13 protein-coding genes are annotated in these 18,157 nt (G+C 64.9%); 8 read left to right on the top strand and 5 right to left on the bottom strand.

From position 1 onward, the window contains the following. Window positions 1-663 precede the first annotated feature (663 nt). The 4 genes from ACQREB_RS05975 to tmk all read right to left on the bottom strand — a co-directional run bounded on the left by ACQREB_RS05975 (window position 664) and on the right by tmk (window position 6,778). Window positions 664-1,893: a pyrophosphate--fructose-6-phosphate 1-phosphotransferase gene (locus ACQREB_RS05975; protein ID WP_427766491.1), complete on the bottom strand. Its 1,230-nt coding sequence runs from the start codon at window positions 1,891-1,893 to the stop codon at window positions 664-666. 147 nt (window positions 1,894-2,040) lie between these two features. Beyond that, window positions 2,041-3,240: an adenosylmethionine--8-amino-7-oxononanoate transaminase gene (gene bioA / locus ACQREB_RS05970; RefSeq protein WP_427766488.1), complete on the bottom strand. Its 1,200-nt coding sequence runs from the start codon at window positions 3,238-3,240 to the stop codon at window positions 2,041-2,043. 174 nt (window positions 3,241-3,414) lie between these two features. Beyond that, window positions 3,415-6,153, bottom strand: a complete 2,739-nt coding sequence (locus ACQREB_RS05965; RefSeq protein WP_427766486.1) for an excinuclease ABC subunit A — start codon at window positions 6,151-6,153, stop codon at window positions 3,415-3,417. Further along, on the bottom strand, window positions 6,128-6,778 hold the full coding sequence (gene tmk, locus ACQREB_RS05960) for a dTMP kinase (protein ID WP_427766485.1): 651 nt from the start codon (window positions 6,776-6,778) through the stop codon (window positions 6,128-6,130). The genes ACQREB_RS05965 and tmk overlap by 26 nt, the downstream gene beginning before the upstream one ends. 31 nt (window positions 6,779-6,809) lie before the next feature. Here tmk and ACQREB_RS05955 point away from each other — a divergent pair, with 31 nt between their 5' ends. From ACQREB_RS05955 to ACQREB_RS05920, 8 genes are all read left to right on the top strand, one after another. Then, window positions 6,810-7,634, top strand: a complete 825-nt coding sequence (locus ACQREB_RS05955) for a hypothetical protein (protein ID WP_427766484.1) — start codon at window positions 6,810-6,812, stop codon at window positions 7,632-7,634. 185 nt (window positions 7,635-7,819) lie between these two features. Further along, entirely contained in the window at window positions 7,820-11,302 is a 3,483-nt protein-coding gene (locus ACQREB_RS05950) for a tetratricopeptide repeat protein (protein ID WP_427766482.1), read from the top strand. A 22-nt stretch (window positions 11,303-11,324) separates the two neighbouring features. Continuing rightward, window positions 11,325-12,497, top strand: a complete 1,173-nt coding sequence (locus tag ACQREB_RS05945; RefSeq protein ID WP_427766479.1) for a tetratricopeptide repeat protein — start codon at window positions 11,325-11,327, stop codon at window positions 12,495-12,497. A 46-nt stretch (window positions 12,498-12,543) separates the two neighbouring features. Continuing rightward, on the top strand, window positions 12,544-13,443 hold the full coding sequence (locus tag ACQREB_RS05940) for a MotA/TolQ/ExbB proton channel family protein (protein ID WP_427766477.1): 900 nt from the start codon (window positions 12,544-12,546) through the stop codon (window positions 13,441-13,443). Window positions 13,444-13,492: 49 nt separating this feature from the next. Beyond that, window positions 13,493-13,960: an ExbD/TolR family protein gene (locus ACQREB_RS05935; protein ID WP_427766475.1), complete on the top strand. Its 468-nt coding sequence runs from the start codon at window positions 13,493-13,495 to the stop codon at window positions 13,958-13,960. 6 nt (window positions 13,961-13,966) lie between these two features. Then, entirely contained in the window at window positions 13,967-14,425 is a 459-nt protein-coding gene (locus tag ACQREB_RS05930) for an ExbD/TolR family protein (RefSeq protein ID WP_427766474.1), read from the top strand. Window positions 14,426-14,485: 60 nt separating this feature from the next. Beyond that, complete coding sequence (locus tag ACQREB_RS05925) at window positions 14,486-15,688, top strand: hypothetical protein (protein ID WP_427766472.1); 1,203 nt, start codon at window positions 14,486-14,488, stop codon at window positions 15,686-15,688. A gap of 52 nt (window positions 15,689-15,740) precedes the next feature. Continuing rightward, a complete protein-coding gene (locus ACQREB_RS05920) occupies window positions 15,741-16,997 on the top strand; it encodes a class I SAM-dependent RNA methyltransferase (RefSeq protein ID WP_427766470.1) in 1,257 nt (418 codons plus the stop codon). Window positions 16,998-17,095: 98 nt separating this feature from the next. Here ACQREB_RS05920 and pstS read toward each other — a convergent pair whose 3' ends face one another. Then, window positions 17,096-18,097: a phosphate ABC transporter substrate-binding protein PstS gene (gene pstS / locus ACQREB_RS05915; RefSeq protein ID WP_427766467.1), complete on the bottom strand. Its 1,002-nt coding sequence runs from the start codon at window positions 18,095-18,097 to the stop codon at window positions 17,096-17,098. Window positions 18,098-18,157: the final 60 nt, after the last annotated feature.

The following is an 18,157-nucleotide window of genomic DNA, read 5'->3' as shown; positions in this document are numbered from 1 at the left end:
ACGGACGAAGGCAGGAATGCCTTCGCCCCAAAGCCCCGACGGGGCTGCCCCAAAAGAAACCCCGGGCGGAAGCCCGGGGATGCACGCGAAACGGAAAAGCCTTGTAAAGGCGACCCTGTTCCCACGGCGAACGGATGCGCCCGGAGCAGGGGCGCCCCGACGGGGCTTGTCGGATTTTCCGTCCTGCCCCAGGTTTCCACCCGGGGTTTCAAAGAGGGACGCCCCCGGCGGGGGCTTTTCAAAGTGCGGAAGGATTTTCAAAAGCCCCGGAGGGGCGAAATTGCCCAGCGTAGGGTGCCAACCCTACGGAAACGGCAACGAAAAACGATGCGCGCTGTAAGTGCGCGATTGCGGGAATGCCGCGGTCGCGGGAAAATCTCCCGCGGAACTCGCGGATTGACGCGGATTTTTTATCCACGAATTGCTCGAATTTCACGAATTCGGAGGAGCGCGGGAACGCCGCGCGGCGGATGTTCGTTTTCGGGCGCCCGAACGCCGCGGGAACGAAGGCAGGATTGCCTTCGCCCCCAAAGCTCGTTCCCGCGGGAATCCCTCAAAATCCCTGCAATCCCTGTTTTTTTTCGGGCTTTGCGGGAGCCGCAAACGCAAAAAAAGCTCCGGGCCGGCGGGCGGCTCGGAGCTTTTTGAAGGCGCGGGAACGCGTCAGGCCTTGCGGGCGGCGACGGGTTCGGGCTGCCCGATTTCGCGGAGCAGATTCTTGAACCACGGGAACGCCATGTTGAAGGGCTTGCCGCCCTTGATGCGTTCGAACTCGATCGGGCGCAGGCGATCCTGGTGCGCTTCGTCGTGACCGATCACGCCGCTTTCGCCGCGCATCGCCGCGTCCACCGCGAGGTCCACGCAGCCCTTGATGAGCGTGAGGTCTTCCGCGTTCGCGGGAGCGGAGCGCGCGAAGTAGCCGGACTTCTGGACGAGCACCTTTTCCGCGCCGATCATTTCCGCGAACTGCTTGCCGAACCACTTGCCCGGGTTGATCGCGTCGAGCTTGACGTGGCCGAATGCGTCGCGCGGCACTTCCTCGCCTCTGGCTTCCATTTCCTTGATGATGGCTTCGACGCCGGCGCCTTCGGAGATGAAGATGTTGACGCAGTCGTAAAGATCCATGACGGCGTGGAGGCGTTTCGCTTCCTTCGCGAGGTCGATTTCCATCTCCGGCAGGTAGATGCCGTGGACGTCGTAGCGCTTCGGGTGCACGCCGCCGATTTCGGGAACGAACTCGTTGGAATAAAGTTCCTTGCGGTACTTGAGCGCCGTCGCCGCCGTGAGCCAGCCGCAGTTGCGGCCCATGACTTCGTGGACGATGAGCATGCGCGGGTTCGCGGAATTTTCGGAGACGATGTTCTTGAAGAAGATCGCTCCCTGTTCCGCCGCCGTCCACGCGCCGAGAGACTGCTTGATCGGATAGACGTCGTTGTCGATCGTCTTGGGCAGGCCGATGACGGTCAGGTCGTAGTTGTTCTGCTTGAGGAACGCCGCGAGATCCGCCGCCGCCGTGTTCGTGTCGTCGCCGCCGATGGTGTGGAGCACCTGCACGCCGTCCTTGACGAGCTGGTCCGCCGCGACCTTCTGCGGGTCTTCGCCTTCCTTGACGAGGCCGCGCTTCACGCAGTCCTTGACGTTGGTGAGCTTGACGCGGGAATTCCCGATCGGGCTGCCGCCGTAGAGCAGGAGCGTGAACGCCTTTTCGCGGATTTCCGGAGAAACCTTCACGCTGTCGCCGAGCAGCAGGCCCTTGTAGCCGCCGCGGTAGCAGATGATTTCGATTTCCGGATCAATTTCCGTGTAGCGCATGATGAGGCCGCCGACCGCCGCCGAAAGGCACGGAGCGAGACCGCCCGCCGTGAGAATACCGACTTTTTTGATTTTGCTCATGATTGCTGATGATTTGTATGAAATTGAAAAAAGGTTCTTCAATTCTGAATTCCGCGCGGCGGGAACGCAACGCGGAAACGCGGCGCATCGCGGGAACGCCCGGTTCCGCCGGCGAGTCATGAAAATCCGCATACGCGCGTTCCCGCTTCAGCGGCGGAACCACGCCTTCATCGTGTCGAGGACGCGGACGAGCTCCGCCTCGCCGATGACGTAGGGCACCATCGCGTACAGATAATTCAGGAACGGGCGCGCGAAGACGCCGCGGGAACACGCGAACTGCCGGTAGCCTTTGAGCGTCGCGGGATCGAAGACCTCGATGCAGACGCAGCCGCCCATGATGCGGATTTCGCGGATGCGCGGATCCGAAAAGCCCGCGAGCTCGCGCCGCGTGATCGCCTCGATGCGGCGGATCTTGGCGAGGTAGTCGTCGCGCTCGAAAATCACGATCGACTTCAGCGCGACCGCGCACGCGATCGCGTTGCCCATGAACGTCGGGCCGTGCATCAGCGCCTTTTCCGGCTCGTCGCCGTAGAAGCCTTCGTAAACCTTGCGGTTCGCCACGGTTGCGGCGTGGCCGATGCAGCCGCCCGTCAGCGCTTTGCCGAGGACGATGATGTCCGGCAGGACGAGATCGGCGACGAAGCGGTTGCCCGTGCGCCCGAATCCGGTCGCGACTTCGTCGAAGATCAGCAGCACGCCGTAGGCGTCGCAGAGCTCGCGCGCGCGCTTCAGAAAGGCGACGTCGTACATGCGCATGCCGCCCGCGCCCTGCAGCAGCGGCTCGACGATGAAGCAGTTGAGCTCCGCGTGGTGCTCGGCGAACGCGCGTTCCAGCGCGGGAATTTCCGTCGGGACGTGAATCGCGTTCGGGCTTTTCCCGTAGGCCTTCAGCACGAAGTGGTAATCCTCGTCGTCGCCGACCTCCATCGCCTTGAACGTGTCGCCGTGATACGCGTGCGTGAGCGCGAGCACCTTCGTGCGCCGCGTCTCGCCGCGGTTCACGTAGTACTGCAGCGCCATCTTCAGCGCGACTTCGACGCCGACGCTCCCGGAATCGGAGAAAAAGCAGTAGTCCAGATCGCCCGGCAGAAACGCCGCGAGCTTGTCCGCGAGCCGCCGCACGGGTTCGTGCGTGAGCCCGCCGAGCATGACGTGCGAAAACTTCTCCGCCTGCGCGCGAATCGCCGCCGTCAGCTCCGGATGGCGGTAGCCGTGAATCACGCTCCACCACGACGAGATCGAATCGATCAGCGTTCCCGCGTTCGTTTGCAGGTAAACGCCCTCGGCGTCGAGCACCTCGTAGGGCGCGTCCATCGTCTTCATCTGCTGATACGGATACCAAATCATATCCCGCCATTACACGCCGCGCGCCCGCGTTTTTCCACGAAAATTTTTCGCGGGAACGCGGAGCGCGAAAGGCGGAAGGTGTAAGGAAATAAACTCTAAACCATAAACTATAAACCTTACGCCAGTGGATAATGGATAACTGATAACGGATGAATAAATCCTAAACCCTAAACCTTACACCTTACACCCTCCACCGCTCCGAAGGAGCTTCCCCAAAAAGGGCGCGGTGGGAGAGAGCTCGGGCGGGAGCGCGGCGAGGCCGGGGACGTCGCCCTGGTACACGACGCGGCCGCCGGCGTTCCCGCCGTCGGGCCCGATTTCGACGATGCGGTCCGCCTCCGCGAGCACGTCGAGATGGTGCTCGACGACGATCACCGTGTGCCCTTCGTCCGCGAGCCGGTGCAGGAGCAGGAGCAGTTTTTCGCAGTCCGCCTGGTGCAGCCCGATCGTCGGTTCTTCGAGAATGTAGCAGTTCCTGCGCGGCGTTCCCGCGGGCGTTTTGCCCATGCGTTCTCGCCACGACGGGAGCGCGCCGACGAGCTCGCTCACGAGCTTGAGCCGCTGCGATTCGCCGCCGGAGAGCGTCGGCGAGCTCTGCCCGAGCGTGAGATAGCCCAGCCCGCATTCGACCATGAGCGCGCAGATTTCCTGCAGTTTTTTGTGAAACGCGAAAAATTCCGCCGCCTCGGCGAACGTCATCGCGAGCACGTCGGCGATGTTTTTCCCGTTCCAGCGCACGTCGGCGACGGCGGAGGAATAGCGCGTTCCCGCGCAGTCCTCGCAGACGACGCTGGCGTCGGGCATGAAGTTCATTTCGAGCTTCACGCGCCCCGCGCCCGCGCAGGTCTCGCAGCGCCCGCCCTTGGTGTTGAACGAGAAGAAGCCCGAGGAAAAGCCGCGCATGCGCGACTCGGGCAGCTCTGCGAAGACCTGCCGGATGATGTCGAACGCGCCGATGTAGGTCGCGGGCGTCGAGCGCGAAGTCTTGCCGATCGGCTCCTGATCGACGACGACGAGCCGGCGGAAGAATTTCCCGCCGCGCAGTTCGCGGAACGCGGGCGCGCCGGAATCGTCGTCGATCACGTGTTCCCGCAGGGCGCGCGCGCCGTCGAGCACGTCGAGCTTCTTCGCGACGGCGAACGCGAGCGCGGGCGCGAGCAGGTCGGAAACGAGCGTCGATTTGCCCGCGCCGGAAACGCCGCACACGACGTTGAGCCGCGCGACGGCGAACTTCACGTTCACGTTCTTCAGGTTGCGCAGACGCGCGCCGCGCACTTCGACGAAATCGCCGCCGCGCGCGGGAACGGGGCGCCGCGAGCCGCGCATCGGGTGCGCGATGCCCTCGCGCAGGAATTTCGCCGTGAGCGAATTTTTCCCCGCGAGCGCGCGTTCGAGCTTTTTCGGCGGGCCGGAAAAAAGAATTTCGCCGCCCTGCGTTCCCGAGCCCGGGCCGAGATCGACGACGTTGTCCGCCGCGCGCATCGTGTCCTCGTCGTGCTCGACGACGAGCACGGTGTTCCCGCGGTCGCGCAGATTCTTCAGCGATTCGATGAGGCGCGCGTTGTCGCGCGGGTGCAGCCCGATGCTCGGCTCGTCGAGCACGTAGAGCGCGCCGGAAAGATTCGAGCCGAGCTGCGCCGCGAGGCGGATGCGCTGCGCCTCGCCGCCGGAAAGCGTGTCGCTCGCGCGTTCGAGCGTGAGGTAGCCCAGCCCGACGCCGTCGAGAAAACGCAGGCGGGAACGCACCTCGGGCACGACGCGCGCGGCGATCGCCTTTTCGCGCGCGTTCAGTTTGAGATGCTCCAGCACGTCGAGCAGCTTCGCGGGCGGGAGCGCGAGCAGCTCCGGCAGCGAGAACGACGTCCCCGCGCCGCATTCCGCGTCCGCGAAAATCCGCACCGCGCGCGCGAGCGGATTGAGCCGCGCGCCGCCGCACGCGGGACAGATTTTTTTCGAAACCTTGTCGGCGAGCGCGTCGTCGTTCAGCGTGCCCTCCTCCGCGCCCCAGCTCTCGACGACGCGCCCGTGCCCGCGGCACTCCGGGCACCAGCCGCGCGGCGAGTTCCACGAAAAATTCTTCGGATCGAGCTCCGGGAACGATTCGCCCGTGAGCGGGTCGATGCGTTCCCGCGAAAGCCATTCGAGCGCGCGCCCGCGCGAATCCAGCAGCGCGCACACGCCCTTGCCGACGCGCAGCGCCTCGGCGACGGATTTTTTCGCGTCGAAATCCGGCGACGGGAACGCCGCGACGACGACCTCGACGTCGTGCTCGCGGTAGCGGTCGAGCGGCGTGAAGTTCGCGGTCGGGACGAGCTCGCCGTCCGCGCGCAGGTGCGTGTAGCCGTGCTCGAACGCCCATTCCGCGAGCGGGCGGTGGTGCCCCTTGCGGTTGCGCACGAGCGGCGCCGCGAGCAGCAGCGAGCCCGCGCGCTTCGCCTTTTTCGCGGCGGCGAGCACGCGCTCGAGCACGCGTTCCTGCGTTCCCGCGACGAGCGGCGTGCCCGTCTCCGGGTTGTGCATCACGCCGATGCGCGCGAACAGCAGGCGCAGATACTGCGCGACTTCGGTGACGGTCGCGACGGTGGACTTCGCGCTCCCGCGCGTGAGGCGCTGCTCGATGGCGACGGTCGGCGGCAGGCCGTCGATCGCGTCGGCGTCGGGGCGCGGCATCTGCTCGACGAACTGGCGCGCGTAGGCGCTCATGCACTCCATGAAGCGGCGCTGGCCCTCGGCGAAGATCACGTCGAACGCGAGCGAGGATTTCCCCGAACCGGAAACGCCGGTGAACACGGTGAGCGCGCCGTGCGGCACGTCCAGCGACACGTTCTTGAGATTGTGCTCGCGCACCCCGCGCAGAGAAATCTTCCCCGCGGAACCGGCGGCGGCGTCATTCGAAGCGCTCGAGGAACTCACGGCGAATCTTCTCCGAAATCGCGTCGGCGTCCGCGTCCGCGGGAACGACGGAAATGCGGCGCGGAAACCGCGCGGCGAGCTCGAGATAGGCTTCGCGGACGCGGCGGTAAAAATCGAGGCGCATCGTCTCCATGCGGTCGGTCTTCCCGCCCGCGTCCTCGGAGGCGCGGGAACGCACGCGGGCGAAACCGAGCTCGGGATCCAGGTCGAGAAGCACCGTCCAGTCCGGCTCGAGGCCGCCGGTCGCGAACGCGTTGACGCCCTCGATCGCGGGAACGCCGAGCGCGCGCCCCGCGCCCTGATACGCGACGGAAGAATCCGTGAAGCGGTCGGAAATCACGCACGCGCCGCGCTCGAGCGCGGGAACGACGACCTCGCGGACGAGCTGCGCGCGCGCCGCGGAAAAAAGCAGCGCCTCGGTCTCGGGCGCGAGCGCGTCGCCGTAGTCCGCGAATTTCAGAATCCTGCGCACGTCTTCGCCGAGCGCGGTTCCGCCCGGCTCGCGCGTGAGGAGCGTTTCGCGTCCGCGCCCGCGCAGGAACGCCGCGAGGCGCTCGATCTGCGTCGTCTTGCCGGCGCCCTCGCCGCCCTCGAAGGAAATGAAAAGTCCTCGTCGCATCGTCATTGGACGCATATTTGACCACGGAAACCGAAAAATGAAAAGCGGAGAATGGTGCGGGAGCACGGAGAAGGGCGAGCGGCTCTTCGCGTTCCCGCGCTTGCGTTTCGGGCGGTTTTGGGATTTTCTCGCGTGCATGAATTTTTCACGTTCCGCCGCCGTCTGTCTTTGCGCCGCCGCGCTCGCCGTTCCCGCGTTTTCCGCGGAGGGCGAGTCCGCTTCCGGGAAGACCTGGGGCAGGCACGACCCGAATTACGATCTCGAGGCGACGCTGAAGTCGAGCGGCGCCGCCAGGAGCGAAAAGGCGCGCAGGGATTTCGACGAGAGCCCGCGCGAGAGCACGCTGCGCGTCGCCGTCGCGCCGTTCCGCGCTTTCGGGATGACGGGCGACGTCTCCGGCGGCGACGGCTGGGGCGCGAGCGCGTCGGCGCTGCTGCAGATGAATTCCGACGAGCCGGACTTCAAGTTTCTGCTCGGCGGCGAGCTTTTCGGCTTTTCCGCGAAGGGCGAGGACGGCGGGCGCGATTCCGAGATCCGGACGCTGAACCTGATGCTCTGCGCCGGGTGCGCCTACGATTTTTCCCGCAGCTTCGAGCTCGGCTGCGTGCTCGGCTACGGGCTCGTCGGCGCGACGCATTTCCGGCGCGACAAGGAGGACGGCGGGAGCGAGTCGGAGGGCACGATGAACACTGTGCTTTCCGTGAAGCCCTACGCCGAATTTATGCTGAACAAGAATTTCGCGGTTTTCGTCGCCTACCGTTTCGCCTACATGGTGCCGTCGCTGATCTCCACCGCGGCGGACTGGGGCGACGTGGAGACTTCGGTGAGCGCCGTGGAAGTCGGTTTTTCGTATCGGTTCTGAGGGCGGTCGCGAGGCGCCGTCGGCGCGACCGATTTCTACAGCCTCATCATTTCCGTCGCTTCGCGGTCTTTCGCGCCGGGCGCATTTTTAAATTGTCGTTCCGCGTCCGTTCGGTTTTAATTCGTTCAGAATTTTACGAAGTCCCCGCGTCCGCGAGGGCGCATCCCCCAATTTACCTCAAGACCATGTTCAAAAAATCCCGCACGTTTTCTTTGGCAAAAGCTTCGCTGTTCGCGATTCTCGTCGCGCTCGCGGCCGCGTCCGCTCCGACGGAATCGTTCGCGCAGCAGGCGCCGAAAAAGGTGACGATGACGTCGCTCATCGCCGACATCACGAAAAAAATGGAAGCGCAGGACTACAAGGGCGCGGTCGATTCGCTGAAACTTTACAAATCGCGCTTCTGGGACCGCCTGCCGCAGAAGAACCGCGCGCTCGCGGATTTCACGCTCACCAACGCCTATTATCAGATGAGCGACTGGGCGAACGCGGAAATCGCGCTCAAGGATTTCTGCGCGATCTACAAGGACGAGCAGGACGAGGAGATCCGCGCCAATCTGACCGACGCGATGGTCACGCTCGCGGACGTGTACATTCAGCAGAAGAAATGGGCGGACGCGCGCGACCAGCTCACGCGGCTGAGCAAGCTTGCGTCGCTTCCCGCGGCGAAGCGGCTGAAGATGGGCGTTTTCCGCGCGGAGGTCATTCAGAAGGAAGCCGAGGAGACCGGCGACGAGGAAAAGATCAAGCAGGGGCTCGCGACGGCGGAGGAGCTGCTGAAGAAGCTGACGGCGGGCATCGGCAATACGCCTGAGGCGATCGACGCGAAGCAGCGCCTCGTGCAGGTTTACCAGAAGCAGGGAAAGCGCCGCGAAGCCGAAGCGCTCAAGAACGAGATCGACAGCGCGGGAACGAAGGATCCCGCGAGCGTGATCCGTTCGAACTACCAGGGGCTCGGGCTCGGCGACAGCTATTTCCAGCAGGCGATGGACACGTCGGAGGAAGACCAGCAGCGCGAGCTTTTCCGCGAGGCGCTCGCGCGCTACCAGGGCGTGCTCCGCAAGAACGCGCTGCTCACGTATTTCGCTCCCGCGATCGACGCGGCGCGCAAGAAGCTCGAAGTCTTCAAGGAAAAGGTTCCGGAGCCGAACGACGATCAGGCGGCCCAGCTCGAAAAACTGCAGGGCAATCTCGACGAGCTCGAAAGCTTCAAGACGGAATTCGAGAACAACAAGGACTACGACGCCTACATTTCGTTCCGCATCGGCGCCTGTCTGCTTTCGATGCGCCGCCCGTGGGAGGCCTACGTCGCCTTCGAGGACATCGTCTCCAATCACAAGGACTTCGAAAAGATCACGCTCGCGACCTACTACTACATCGCGTGTCTGCGCCAGCTCGGACGCAGCGCCGAAGCGCAGACGCAGTGCAAGAAATACATCGAGAGGTTCCCGAAGGGCGAGGAGATCGGCGAAATCGCGCTCATGCTGGGGCAGATTTCGTTCGAGCAGGGCGACTACATTTCCGCGATCGAAAACTTCACCTGGGCGAAGAAGAACGTGCCCAATCTCGAAATCGGGACGAAGTGCGAGCTCGACTGGTACACGATCACGGCGTGGTTCGCGCGTTGCCCGTGGGGTCTCGGCGTCAAGGAAGAGGACATCGTCGGCATGGGCAAGCCCGGCTACGTGCCGAAGCTGACGCAGGCGACGCAGGACACGATCGCGCTCATCGACCAGTTCGTCAAGGACTACGGCGAAGGACGCAAGGCGTTCGAAAATCAGGTCGAGGAAATGCTGTACCGCAAGGGGCTGCTCTATTTCTTCAGCGGCTTCTACAAGGAAACCAAAGAGGCGATGACGAGCTACGTGACCGACCACCCGAAGGGGATTTTCGTTCCCGACGCGCGTTACCGCATGGCGATCGCGAAATTCGGCGCGCGCTACAAGGACAAGAAGAAGGACCTCGAAAACCTCGAGGAAGTCTTCGGCGACTGCCGCGCGTGGCTGAAGGATTATTTTGAAGTCACCGACCAGACGCTGCTCAACGAAAACGTCATCGCTCCCGTCCGCAAGGAGGACGCGCTGCCCTTCCGCAGGGAGAACATGGAGGACGCGATCGCTTCGGTGCAGAACCAGCGTCCGGAAATCTACACGCTGCTCGCGGACTCCTACAAGCGCATCGCCGAGGGAATCAAGCCGCCGAAGCGCGGAAAGATGCCCGAGCACGACGCCGCCCGCAAGGAGCGCGCGACCAACGACATGATCCGCGCCTACATGCTCGCCGCGAAGACGGCGCGCAACAATCCGGAGACGCTCCGCGTCGCCACCGGAGAGCTCGACAAGCTCCTCGCCGGCCGCGGCGAATGGCAGCGACTGCTCGACCTTTACAACACGCTTTACGACTGGGACCCGGATTCTTCCGAAGCGCTGCTCTATCTCGACAAGCGCATCAGCTACACCGAACGCCTCGCGAGAACGCAGGGCGACGAAGCCAAGGAAAAGGCGAAGCAGGACGCGAAGGGCATCCTCGCGGCGGCGATTCTGAAGAACATCAACGATCCTGCGCAGGAAAACGTCGAAGAGCTGATTTACCGCCTCGCCTCGCGCCTCGCTAAGGAATCCATGCTCTCCGTGCGCCAGGCGGACCGGGCGAAGAAGGCCGCGGAAAACGCCGCGCTCGCCGCCGAAGAGGCCGCGAAGAACGGTCAGCCCGCGCCCGTCGTCGCGCTGCCGCCGATCCCGCCGCCGGAGAGCGTCTACACGCCCGCGAAGGCGGCGGAAGAGATGCTCGCGCTGCTGAAGCTCGACGGGAAGGACCCGAACGCCGAGAAGCCGACGCTCATCGGTCTCGCCCGCGGCGCCTTCGCCCGCGCGATGATTTACCAGCTTACCCGCAACGACTCGGAATACGCGCGCTACATGCGCAACATCGCGGCGACCTACAAGCCGGACGAGCTCGGTCCTACGATTCTCGCCGAAGTCGGCAACTTCCTCTACAACGCGGGCGAACGCGACAAGGCGGAACCGTTCTATCGGTATCTGATGGACAATTACCGCAGCGCCTACCGCGCGGACTCGGGCTTCGCGGGCATCGGCAAGATCTGCCTCGACCGCAAGGATTTCCGCAAGGCCTACGAGACGTTCAACGACGCGCTCGAGAACGGCGTGTACGGGGAAGAAGAGCTGACGCTGCGCATCGGCCGCGCCCGCGCGCTCATCGGCCTGCCGAAGGCGGACGCCGCGCAGCTCGAAATCACCGATCCGTTCGAGCGCGCCCTGAAGGACCTCAACTTCGTTCTCGCCGTCAAGGACTGGAAGTTCGCCGGCGGGCACGCCCAGGCTTTCTACTACAAGGGGCAGCTTGAGGAAGCCCGCGGCAAGCCGAACGAGGCGGTCAAGTATTACTACAGCTGCTACCTGACGCAGGGCAAGTGGAAGGAGTTCGCCGCCCCGGCGATGCTCCGCGCGGGGATTCTTTACGAAGAAAAGCTCGGCGACCGCAACGCCGCCTCGCGGATTTACTATGAAATGTCTCAGCCGAAGCACCGCTTCGCGGGAACGGACGCCGCCAAGGAAGCCGCCCGCCGCGCGCTGAAGCTGCCCTACACGCCTCCGGCGGAAACGCCCGCGGCGGCTCCGGCCGCTCCCGCGGGAACGCCCGCCGCGAAATAATCTCTTGGAGGAACATTCCGCAATGAACAAAATTTTCCGATACATCGCCGTCGCGCTTTTCGTCGCCGCGCTGCCGCTTCCCGCCTTCGCGCAGGAGGCCGCTCCCGCGCCCGCCGCCGAAAAGTCCAAGAAGAAAGCCAAGAAGGAGGCGCGCACGCCCACCGTGATTTTCGAGTTCTCCGGCAAGGAGGTCTGGAAGACGAACTACCCGCCGTTCCTGTTCCCGCCGGAGCAGAAGAAACGCGCCACGCGCTTCAAAGGCAACGCGAACGTCATCGAAGAGCGCGGCGGCTACTACGTCGAAAAGAAGGAAGTCGTCCGCGACGCCGAGTCCGTGCGCTCGTTCCCGTTGGCGCAGACTCAGCGCATCGGCTGGCCCGACAAGGACCCGCGCCTCGAGGAGGCGCAGGCGGAACTCCTGCGCGGTAATCCGTCCGCCGCGCTCGGTATCGCGGAACGCTTTCTCGCCTTCTTCGCGCCGCTGAAGACGGTCGAGGGCTCGCCGTGGATCCGCGCCGCCGTCATCAAGCTCGACGCGCTCGACCAGCAGGCGAACGATTCGATTCTCGACATGTTCATCGGCGAGATCGAGGCGACGCCAGGCTATCAGCTCATCGAAGGACTGCCGCAGAAGATCAAGCTCGCGCGCCTGAATCAGCTCGTGCGCCGCGGCGAAAACGCCGCCGTGCTCGTTTCCGCGGACGAAATGATCCGCGGGCAGACGAACACGGAGATGCTCGCGCGTCTGCACATCATCAAAGGCAACGCGCTCTACAATCTCGCGCGCTACGACGAGGCGCTCAACGTCTTCCTGCGCATTCCCGTGTTCTACGGGAACGAGGCTTCCTTCGTTCCCGCGGCGAAGCTCGCCGTCGCGCGCTGCCTGAAGCGCATGGACAAGCCCGAGCTGCGCGCGATGAATCTCGCCGGATACGCCGAAGAATACCTGACGGAAATCATCACCGAGTACCCGATGTCGCTCGAGGCGAAGGTCGCCTTCGAGGAACTCCCGAAGCACAAGCGCGACGCGCTCGAGGCCGCGGGATCGATGGAGGAACGCGCCGCGAAGCGCGCCGCCGTCACCTCGCAGATCGAAAATCCGGACGCCGAGGACGGCGAATCCGGCGGAAGCGGCTCCGACGACGATTCCTACACGGACGACTCGACGACCTCCGACGACTCCGATTACGAATGATCCGCACAACCACCTTTACATCAGAAAACCAAAAACAATCCGACTTATGAAACAGAAATTGCTCAAGCTCATCAAAACCCTCCTCCCGCTGTTCGTCGCGGTCGCCGTGTTCGCCCCGGTCGCCGTCTTCGCGCAGGAAGCCGCGGCCGAAGCCGCCGAAGCCGCCGCCGAAGGCGAACGCACGGAAACCTTCATCGACACGCTCGCGCAGGGCGGCTGGGTCATGTGGTTCCTGCTCGCGGGCTCCATCGCCCTCGTGTGGCTCACGGTGGACGGCTTCATGCGTTCGACCATCAAGCACATGTTCCCGCCGCAGCACGTCTCGCAGATCCGCTCGCTCTTCCAGGCGGGCGACTACCGCGGCGCCTACGAATACTGCCGCGCGAATCCCTCGTCGCTGACGGACGTCGTCCGCGTCGGCGTCGCCTTCCTTCCCGACGGCAAGACGATGACGGAAGAAGCGATCTTCTCGGAAATCTCCCGCATCAAGTCCGGTTTCGACGCCCGCATCTCCTACCTTTCCGTCATCGGCGTCTGCGGCCCGATGATCGGTCTGCTCGGCACCGTCACCGGTATGAAGGGCGCGTTCGGCGCTCTCGGCAAGGAAGGCGTCGGCGGCGGCGGCGCGGGCGAACTCGCGGCGCACATCGGTGAAGTTCTCGTCGCGACGGCGTCCGGCATCGCGGTCTCCATTCCCGCGTTCTTCTTCTTCTACCTGCTGCGTAACCGCATCACGTCCGTCATCCACGACCTGCAGGAAGTCGTGACGGGGCTCTTCCGCAAGATGCCGTACGAGAAGTTCGAAGGCTACCTCGTCGGCGACGAAGAGATCTACGCCGCGGCTCCGAGCTGGACCGTCGCTCCCGCCGAAGGCGCGGAACAGCAGCCCGCCGAACCGGCCGCGCTCCCCGAAGGAGAAAAGCCCGCCGAAGAACCGAAGGCCTGACGCCGTTCCCGCAACGGCGGCTCGTGAACTTTTCAAAGAAGGATAAACCATGGCAAGCAGCGGAGGAGGAAACGGGGAACCGGAATTCCAGATCGCGCCGATGCTCGACGTGCTCTTCGTTCTGCTCATCTTCTTCATGAGCATTTCGACGTCGCAGATGCTGAAGATCGACAACAGCATCACGCTGCCCGTCGCCGCGAACGGAGAACAGCCGGACCCGAAGACCAAGGCCAAGGCCGTGCTCTTCAACGTCGGCTGGGACGCGACGCTGGGCAAGCCCGTCGTCAAAATCGACGACCGCCCGGTGGACATCACCGAACAGGGACGCGAGGACACGATTCAGGAAATCGTCTCCCGAGCGACGAATCCCTACACCAAGGAAATCGATCCCGAAATCCGCTTCCTGATCCGCGCGGACAGGCAGGTGACGGCGAAATACATCAGCCAGATCCTCGAACTCGCGGCGGAAGCGGGCATGGACAACATCGCCTTCACCGGCATGAACAAGGAGGACTGACGCCCCATGAAACGCGTAGAAGCGGAAGAAACTCCCAATCTCGGATTCCAGATTGCGCCGATGCTCGACGTCGTCTTCGTCATTCTCCTTTACTTCATGGTGTTGGCGGGAACGATCAAGATCGAGTACGAAATCAAGACCACGCTTCCCGGCAGCGTCGAGTCGTCCGCCAACGCGGACGCCTCCGAGCCGCCGCAGGAAGTCACCATCGGCATCAGCGAAGTCGGCGAAGTCTCGCTGGACGAAGAACCGCTCGCCGGCCCCGAAGACAAGAAGCTCGTCGAGCTTTACGTCCGCATGCGCCAGCTCGCGGACCTCTCGAACCAGTCCGGACAGAAGATCATCGTCACCGTCGCCGCGGAAGAAACCGTCAAATACGACCGCATCATGAACGTGCTCGACGTCCTCGCGAAGGCGAAGGTGATGAACGTCACGTTCAGCGCGACCGGCGGAGACGATTTCTGAGTCGCGCCGTTCCCGTCGCGCGGCGGCGCGTCCGCCGCGCGGGAACGCGCGCCGTTTCCCATGCCGCCGAGCCTCACAGCCCTTTCCGCCGCGCCCGCGAACGCCTTTCGCGCGGACGCTCCGGATTCCGCCTTTCGCGACGCGCTCGGCGCTTTTTCGGACGCCGCCGCGTCCGTTTTTTTTTGCGCCGCCGCGCGTTCCGATGAGGCGCGCGAAAATCGGCCGACGCCGCCCGAGGCCTTCCGCGGCAATTTCTTCGCCGCCTGCGGGCGCGTCACGACCGGTTCCGCCGCCGTCGCGGAGGCGATCGGGCGCTCCGCCGCCGCTTCCGACGCGCTCCTGCTCGGCGACGTCGAAGGGCTTTCCCTCGCCGAGTGGACCCCGGCGCTCCCGCGCGCGCGTCGCGTCGTCGCCTGGGTGTTTTCGGACTGGCCGCGCGAATTTCCCGCCTGCGATCCCGTGTGGACGGAGGCGCGCCGCGGGCCTCTGCCGCGTCGGCTCGTCGCTTCGACCTGCGAGAGGCTGGCGTACAAGAAAAATCTCGCGCATCGCGACGTTCTTTCCGCCGTATCCGCGGCGGTCTTCGCCGACGAGGCGCTGCGCGAACGCAACGCGCGCTCGTTCCCGCGGCTGAAAGACGCGTTCGTCGCGCCGCCGCCGATCGACGGCGACGTCTTCCGCTTCAAGCCCTGCGCGCCCGCGCGCAAAAATTTCTGGGGCTGTTTCGGCGACGCGGACTCCGAGCCGGAGGAGCTCGAGACGGCGCTGAAGATTTTCGCGTTCGAGGCGCTGCGCAATCCGGAATGCCGGTTTCGCGTCTACGCGGACGTCGCTTCGCCGGCGGGGCAGAAGATCGTCGCGCTCGTCCGCAACCATCCCGCGCTCGCGCCGCGCACGGCGTTCGCGCCGCCTCCCGGAGGGAACGCGGAACTCGCCGCCGTGCTGCGGGCGCTCGGCGTCCTCGTGGCGCCGCGCCGCCGCCGCAAAAACGCGTTCCCGCGGCTCGTCTCGCTCGCCGTCGCCTGCGGCTGTTTCCCGATCTGCGGGAAGGACGCGGAGACCGCGACGCTGCTCGCGCGGCGGACGACCGAAATGCTCTTCAACGCGGAAACGCCCAGCTCCGCCTTCCTGCTCTGCGAAAAACTGAAGTCGCTCGCGCCCGAAGCCCTGAGCGCGGCGCTCGAGCCGCTCTCGCGCGAAATCCTCGCCGCCGCCGAAAAGACGCGCGTCGCCCGCGTCCTCGCCGCCGCGGTCGCCGCCTGAGGCGCGCGAATTTCGCTTTCCGCCTCTCGGCCTCTGTGGTTTCATAGGCGCCATGAAGACCGATTTTCAGCCCAAACCCGCACGCGTTCCCGCGAAGTTCAGGCCCGAGCCGTTCGCGTATCATCAGGAGCTCGAGCTCGAAATCGCGACGCTGACGAATCTCGGCGAGGGCGTCGCGCGGCGCGACGGCTGGGTCGTCTTCGTGCCGGGAGCGCTGCCCGGCGAGCGCGTGCGCGCGCGCGTCTGGCACAACGCGAAGAACTTTTCCCGCGCCGACCTCGTCGAAATTCTCGTTCCCGCGAAAGACCGCGTCGAGCCGCGCTGCCCGCTCTTCGGCGCGTGCGGCGGCTGCCAGTATCAGAATCTCGACTACGCGGCGCAGCTCGAATGGAAGACGCGCCAGGTCGCCGAGCTGCTCGAACGCCTCGGCAAGATCTCCTTTCCCGTCAGTCCCTGCCGCGGCTCGCCGAAGCGCTACGGCTACCGCTCGAAGATCACGCCGCACTTCGAGCGCCCGCGCCCCGGCGACGCGGATTTCCCGATCGGCTTTCTCGCCGCGGGAACGGCGCGCCGCCTCGTCGACGTGCCCGCGTGCCCGATCGCGACCGACGCCGTGAACGCCGCGCTCCCGCGTCTGCGCGAGAACGTGCGCGCCCGCGCCGCGCGCGGCGAGTTCCGCAAGGGCGCGACGATGCTCGTGCGCGAAACGCTCGAAGGCGTCGTCACCGACCACAAGGCGCCCGTCTCCGAGCGCGTCGGCGCGCTCACGCTGAAATTCGTCGCGGGAGACTTTTTCCAGAACAACCCGTTCATCCTGCCCGAGTTCGTCGAGTTCGGCGTGCGCGCGGCGCGCGGGAACGGCGAATGCAAATATCTTGTGGACACCTATTGCGGGAGCGGGCTCTTCGCGCTCTCCGCGGCGAAGCATTTCGAGCGCGTGCTCGGCGTGGAGGTCAGCGAGGACGCCGTCGTCAAGGCGCGCGAGAACGCGGCGGCGAACGGGCTAGCGAACTGCGCGTTCACGGCGGGCTCGGCGGAAATCATCTTCGCGGAAGTGCCGTTCCCGCCGGAGGAGACCGCGCTCGTCATCGACCCGCCGCGCCGCGGCTGCGACGAGGCGTTCATCGCGCAGCTGCTCGCGTTCGCGCCGCGCCGCGTCGTGTACGTCTCGTGCGGACCGGACACGCAGGCGCGCGACCTGCAGCGCATTCTCGCCTCCGGCGCCTACGCGCTGGAGCAGGTGCAGCCCTTCGACCTGTTCCCGCAGACGCGCCACATCGAAAACGTCGCCGTGCTCGCGCGTCGTTGAAATCCGGATACGGAATTTCCGCGCGGAGCTTCGGCGGAGCGAAAAAAACGCTCCCGCGCGGAAGGCGGGAGCGCTCTCGGATTCCCTCGCGGGAACGCTTATTTCAGAGCCGTTTCGTTGATGAGCGAGACGACGTTCTGCGGCAGCGGCACGTAGTCGAGCTTCGTCGCCGCGGCGCTTCCCGTCGTGAAGCACCAGTTGAAGTAGTCCTTCAGCGCGCTCTTCTTTTCCTCGGAAGCGTCCTTGCGGAACAGGATGTAGGTGACCGCCGTGATCGGCCAGGCGTTTTCGCCCGCGGCGTCGGTGAGCTCCATGTAGTAGCCCGGCGCGTTCTTCCAGTCCGCTTCGGCGGAAGAGGCGACGAAGGAGGACGGAGAGGCTTCGACGAACTTGCCGGCCTTGTTCTTCAGCGTGACGCAGGCGAGGTTCGCCTTGGTCGCGTAGGTGAATTCCGTGTAGCCGACCGCGCCGCGCGTCTTGGCGACCGCGCCGCAGACGCCCGTGTTCTTCTGCCCGCCGAGACCCGTCGGCCAGTTCACGGACTTGCCTTCGCCGACCTTTTCCTTCCATTCGCCGGAGATCTTCGAAAGGTAGTTCGTGAAGATGAACGTCGTTCCCGAAGCGTCGGAACGGCGCACGACCGTGATCTTCAGCGCCGGGAGCTTCAGGCCCGGATTCAGCGCGACGATCGCGGGATCGTTCCACGTGGTGATCTTCCCGAGGAAGATGTCCGCGAGCGTGCTCTGGTCAAGCTTCAGCGCGTTGTTCGCCACGCCGGGGACGTTGACGACGACCACGACGCCGCCCGTCAGCATCGGGAACTGAATCAGGCCGGATTCCGCCTGTTCGTCAGCCGAGAGCGGGCTGTCCGTTCCCGCGAAATCGATCGTTCCCGCGGCGATCTGCTTGATGCCCGAGCCCGAGCCGATGCTCTGGTAGTTGACTTTCGTCTTGTCCTGCGACTGCGAATACGCGTAGGTCCACGCCTGGTACACGGGCGCCGGGAACGACGCTCCCGCGCCGTTGAGCGTTTCTTCCGCGTTGAGGGCGATGACCGCCGCGACGGTCGCGATTGTGCTTGTGAGTATTTCTTTGATCATAGCTTTTTAAGAAAGTTCCCACAGCATACGCGCGCCGCGTTCGCGCCGTGTTGGCGTTTC

The sequence above is a fragment of the Candidatus Spyradosoma sp. SGI.093 genome (assembly GCF_050314555.1).
In the GTDB taxonomy this organism is placed as follows: Bacteria; Verrucomicrobiota; Verrucomicrobiia; order Opitutales; family UBA953; genus Spyradosoma.
The sequence above is the reverse complement of the archived record's forward strand: the minus strand, read 5'-3'. Positions and strand labels throughout refer to the sequence as shown.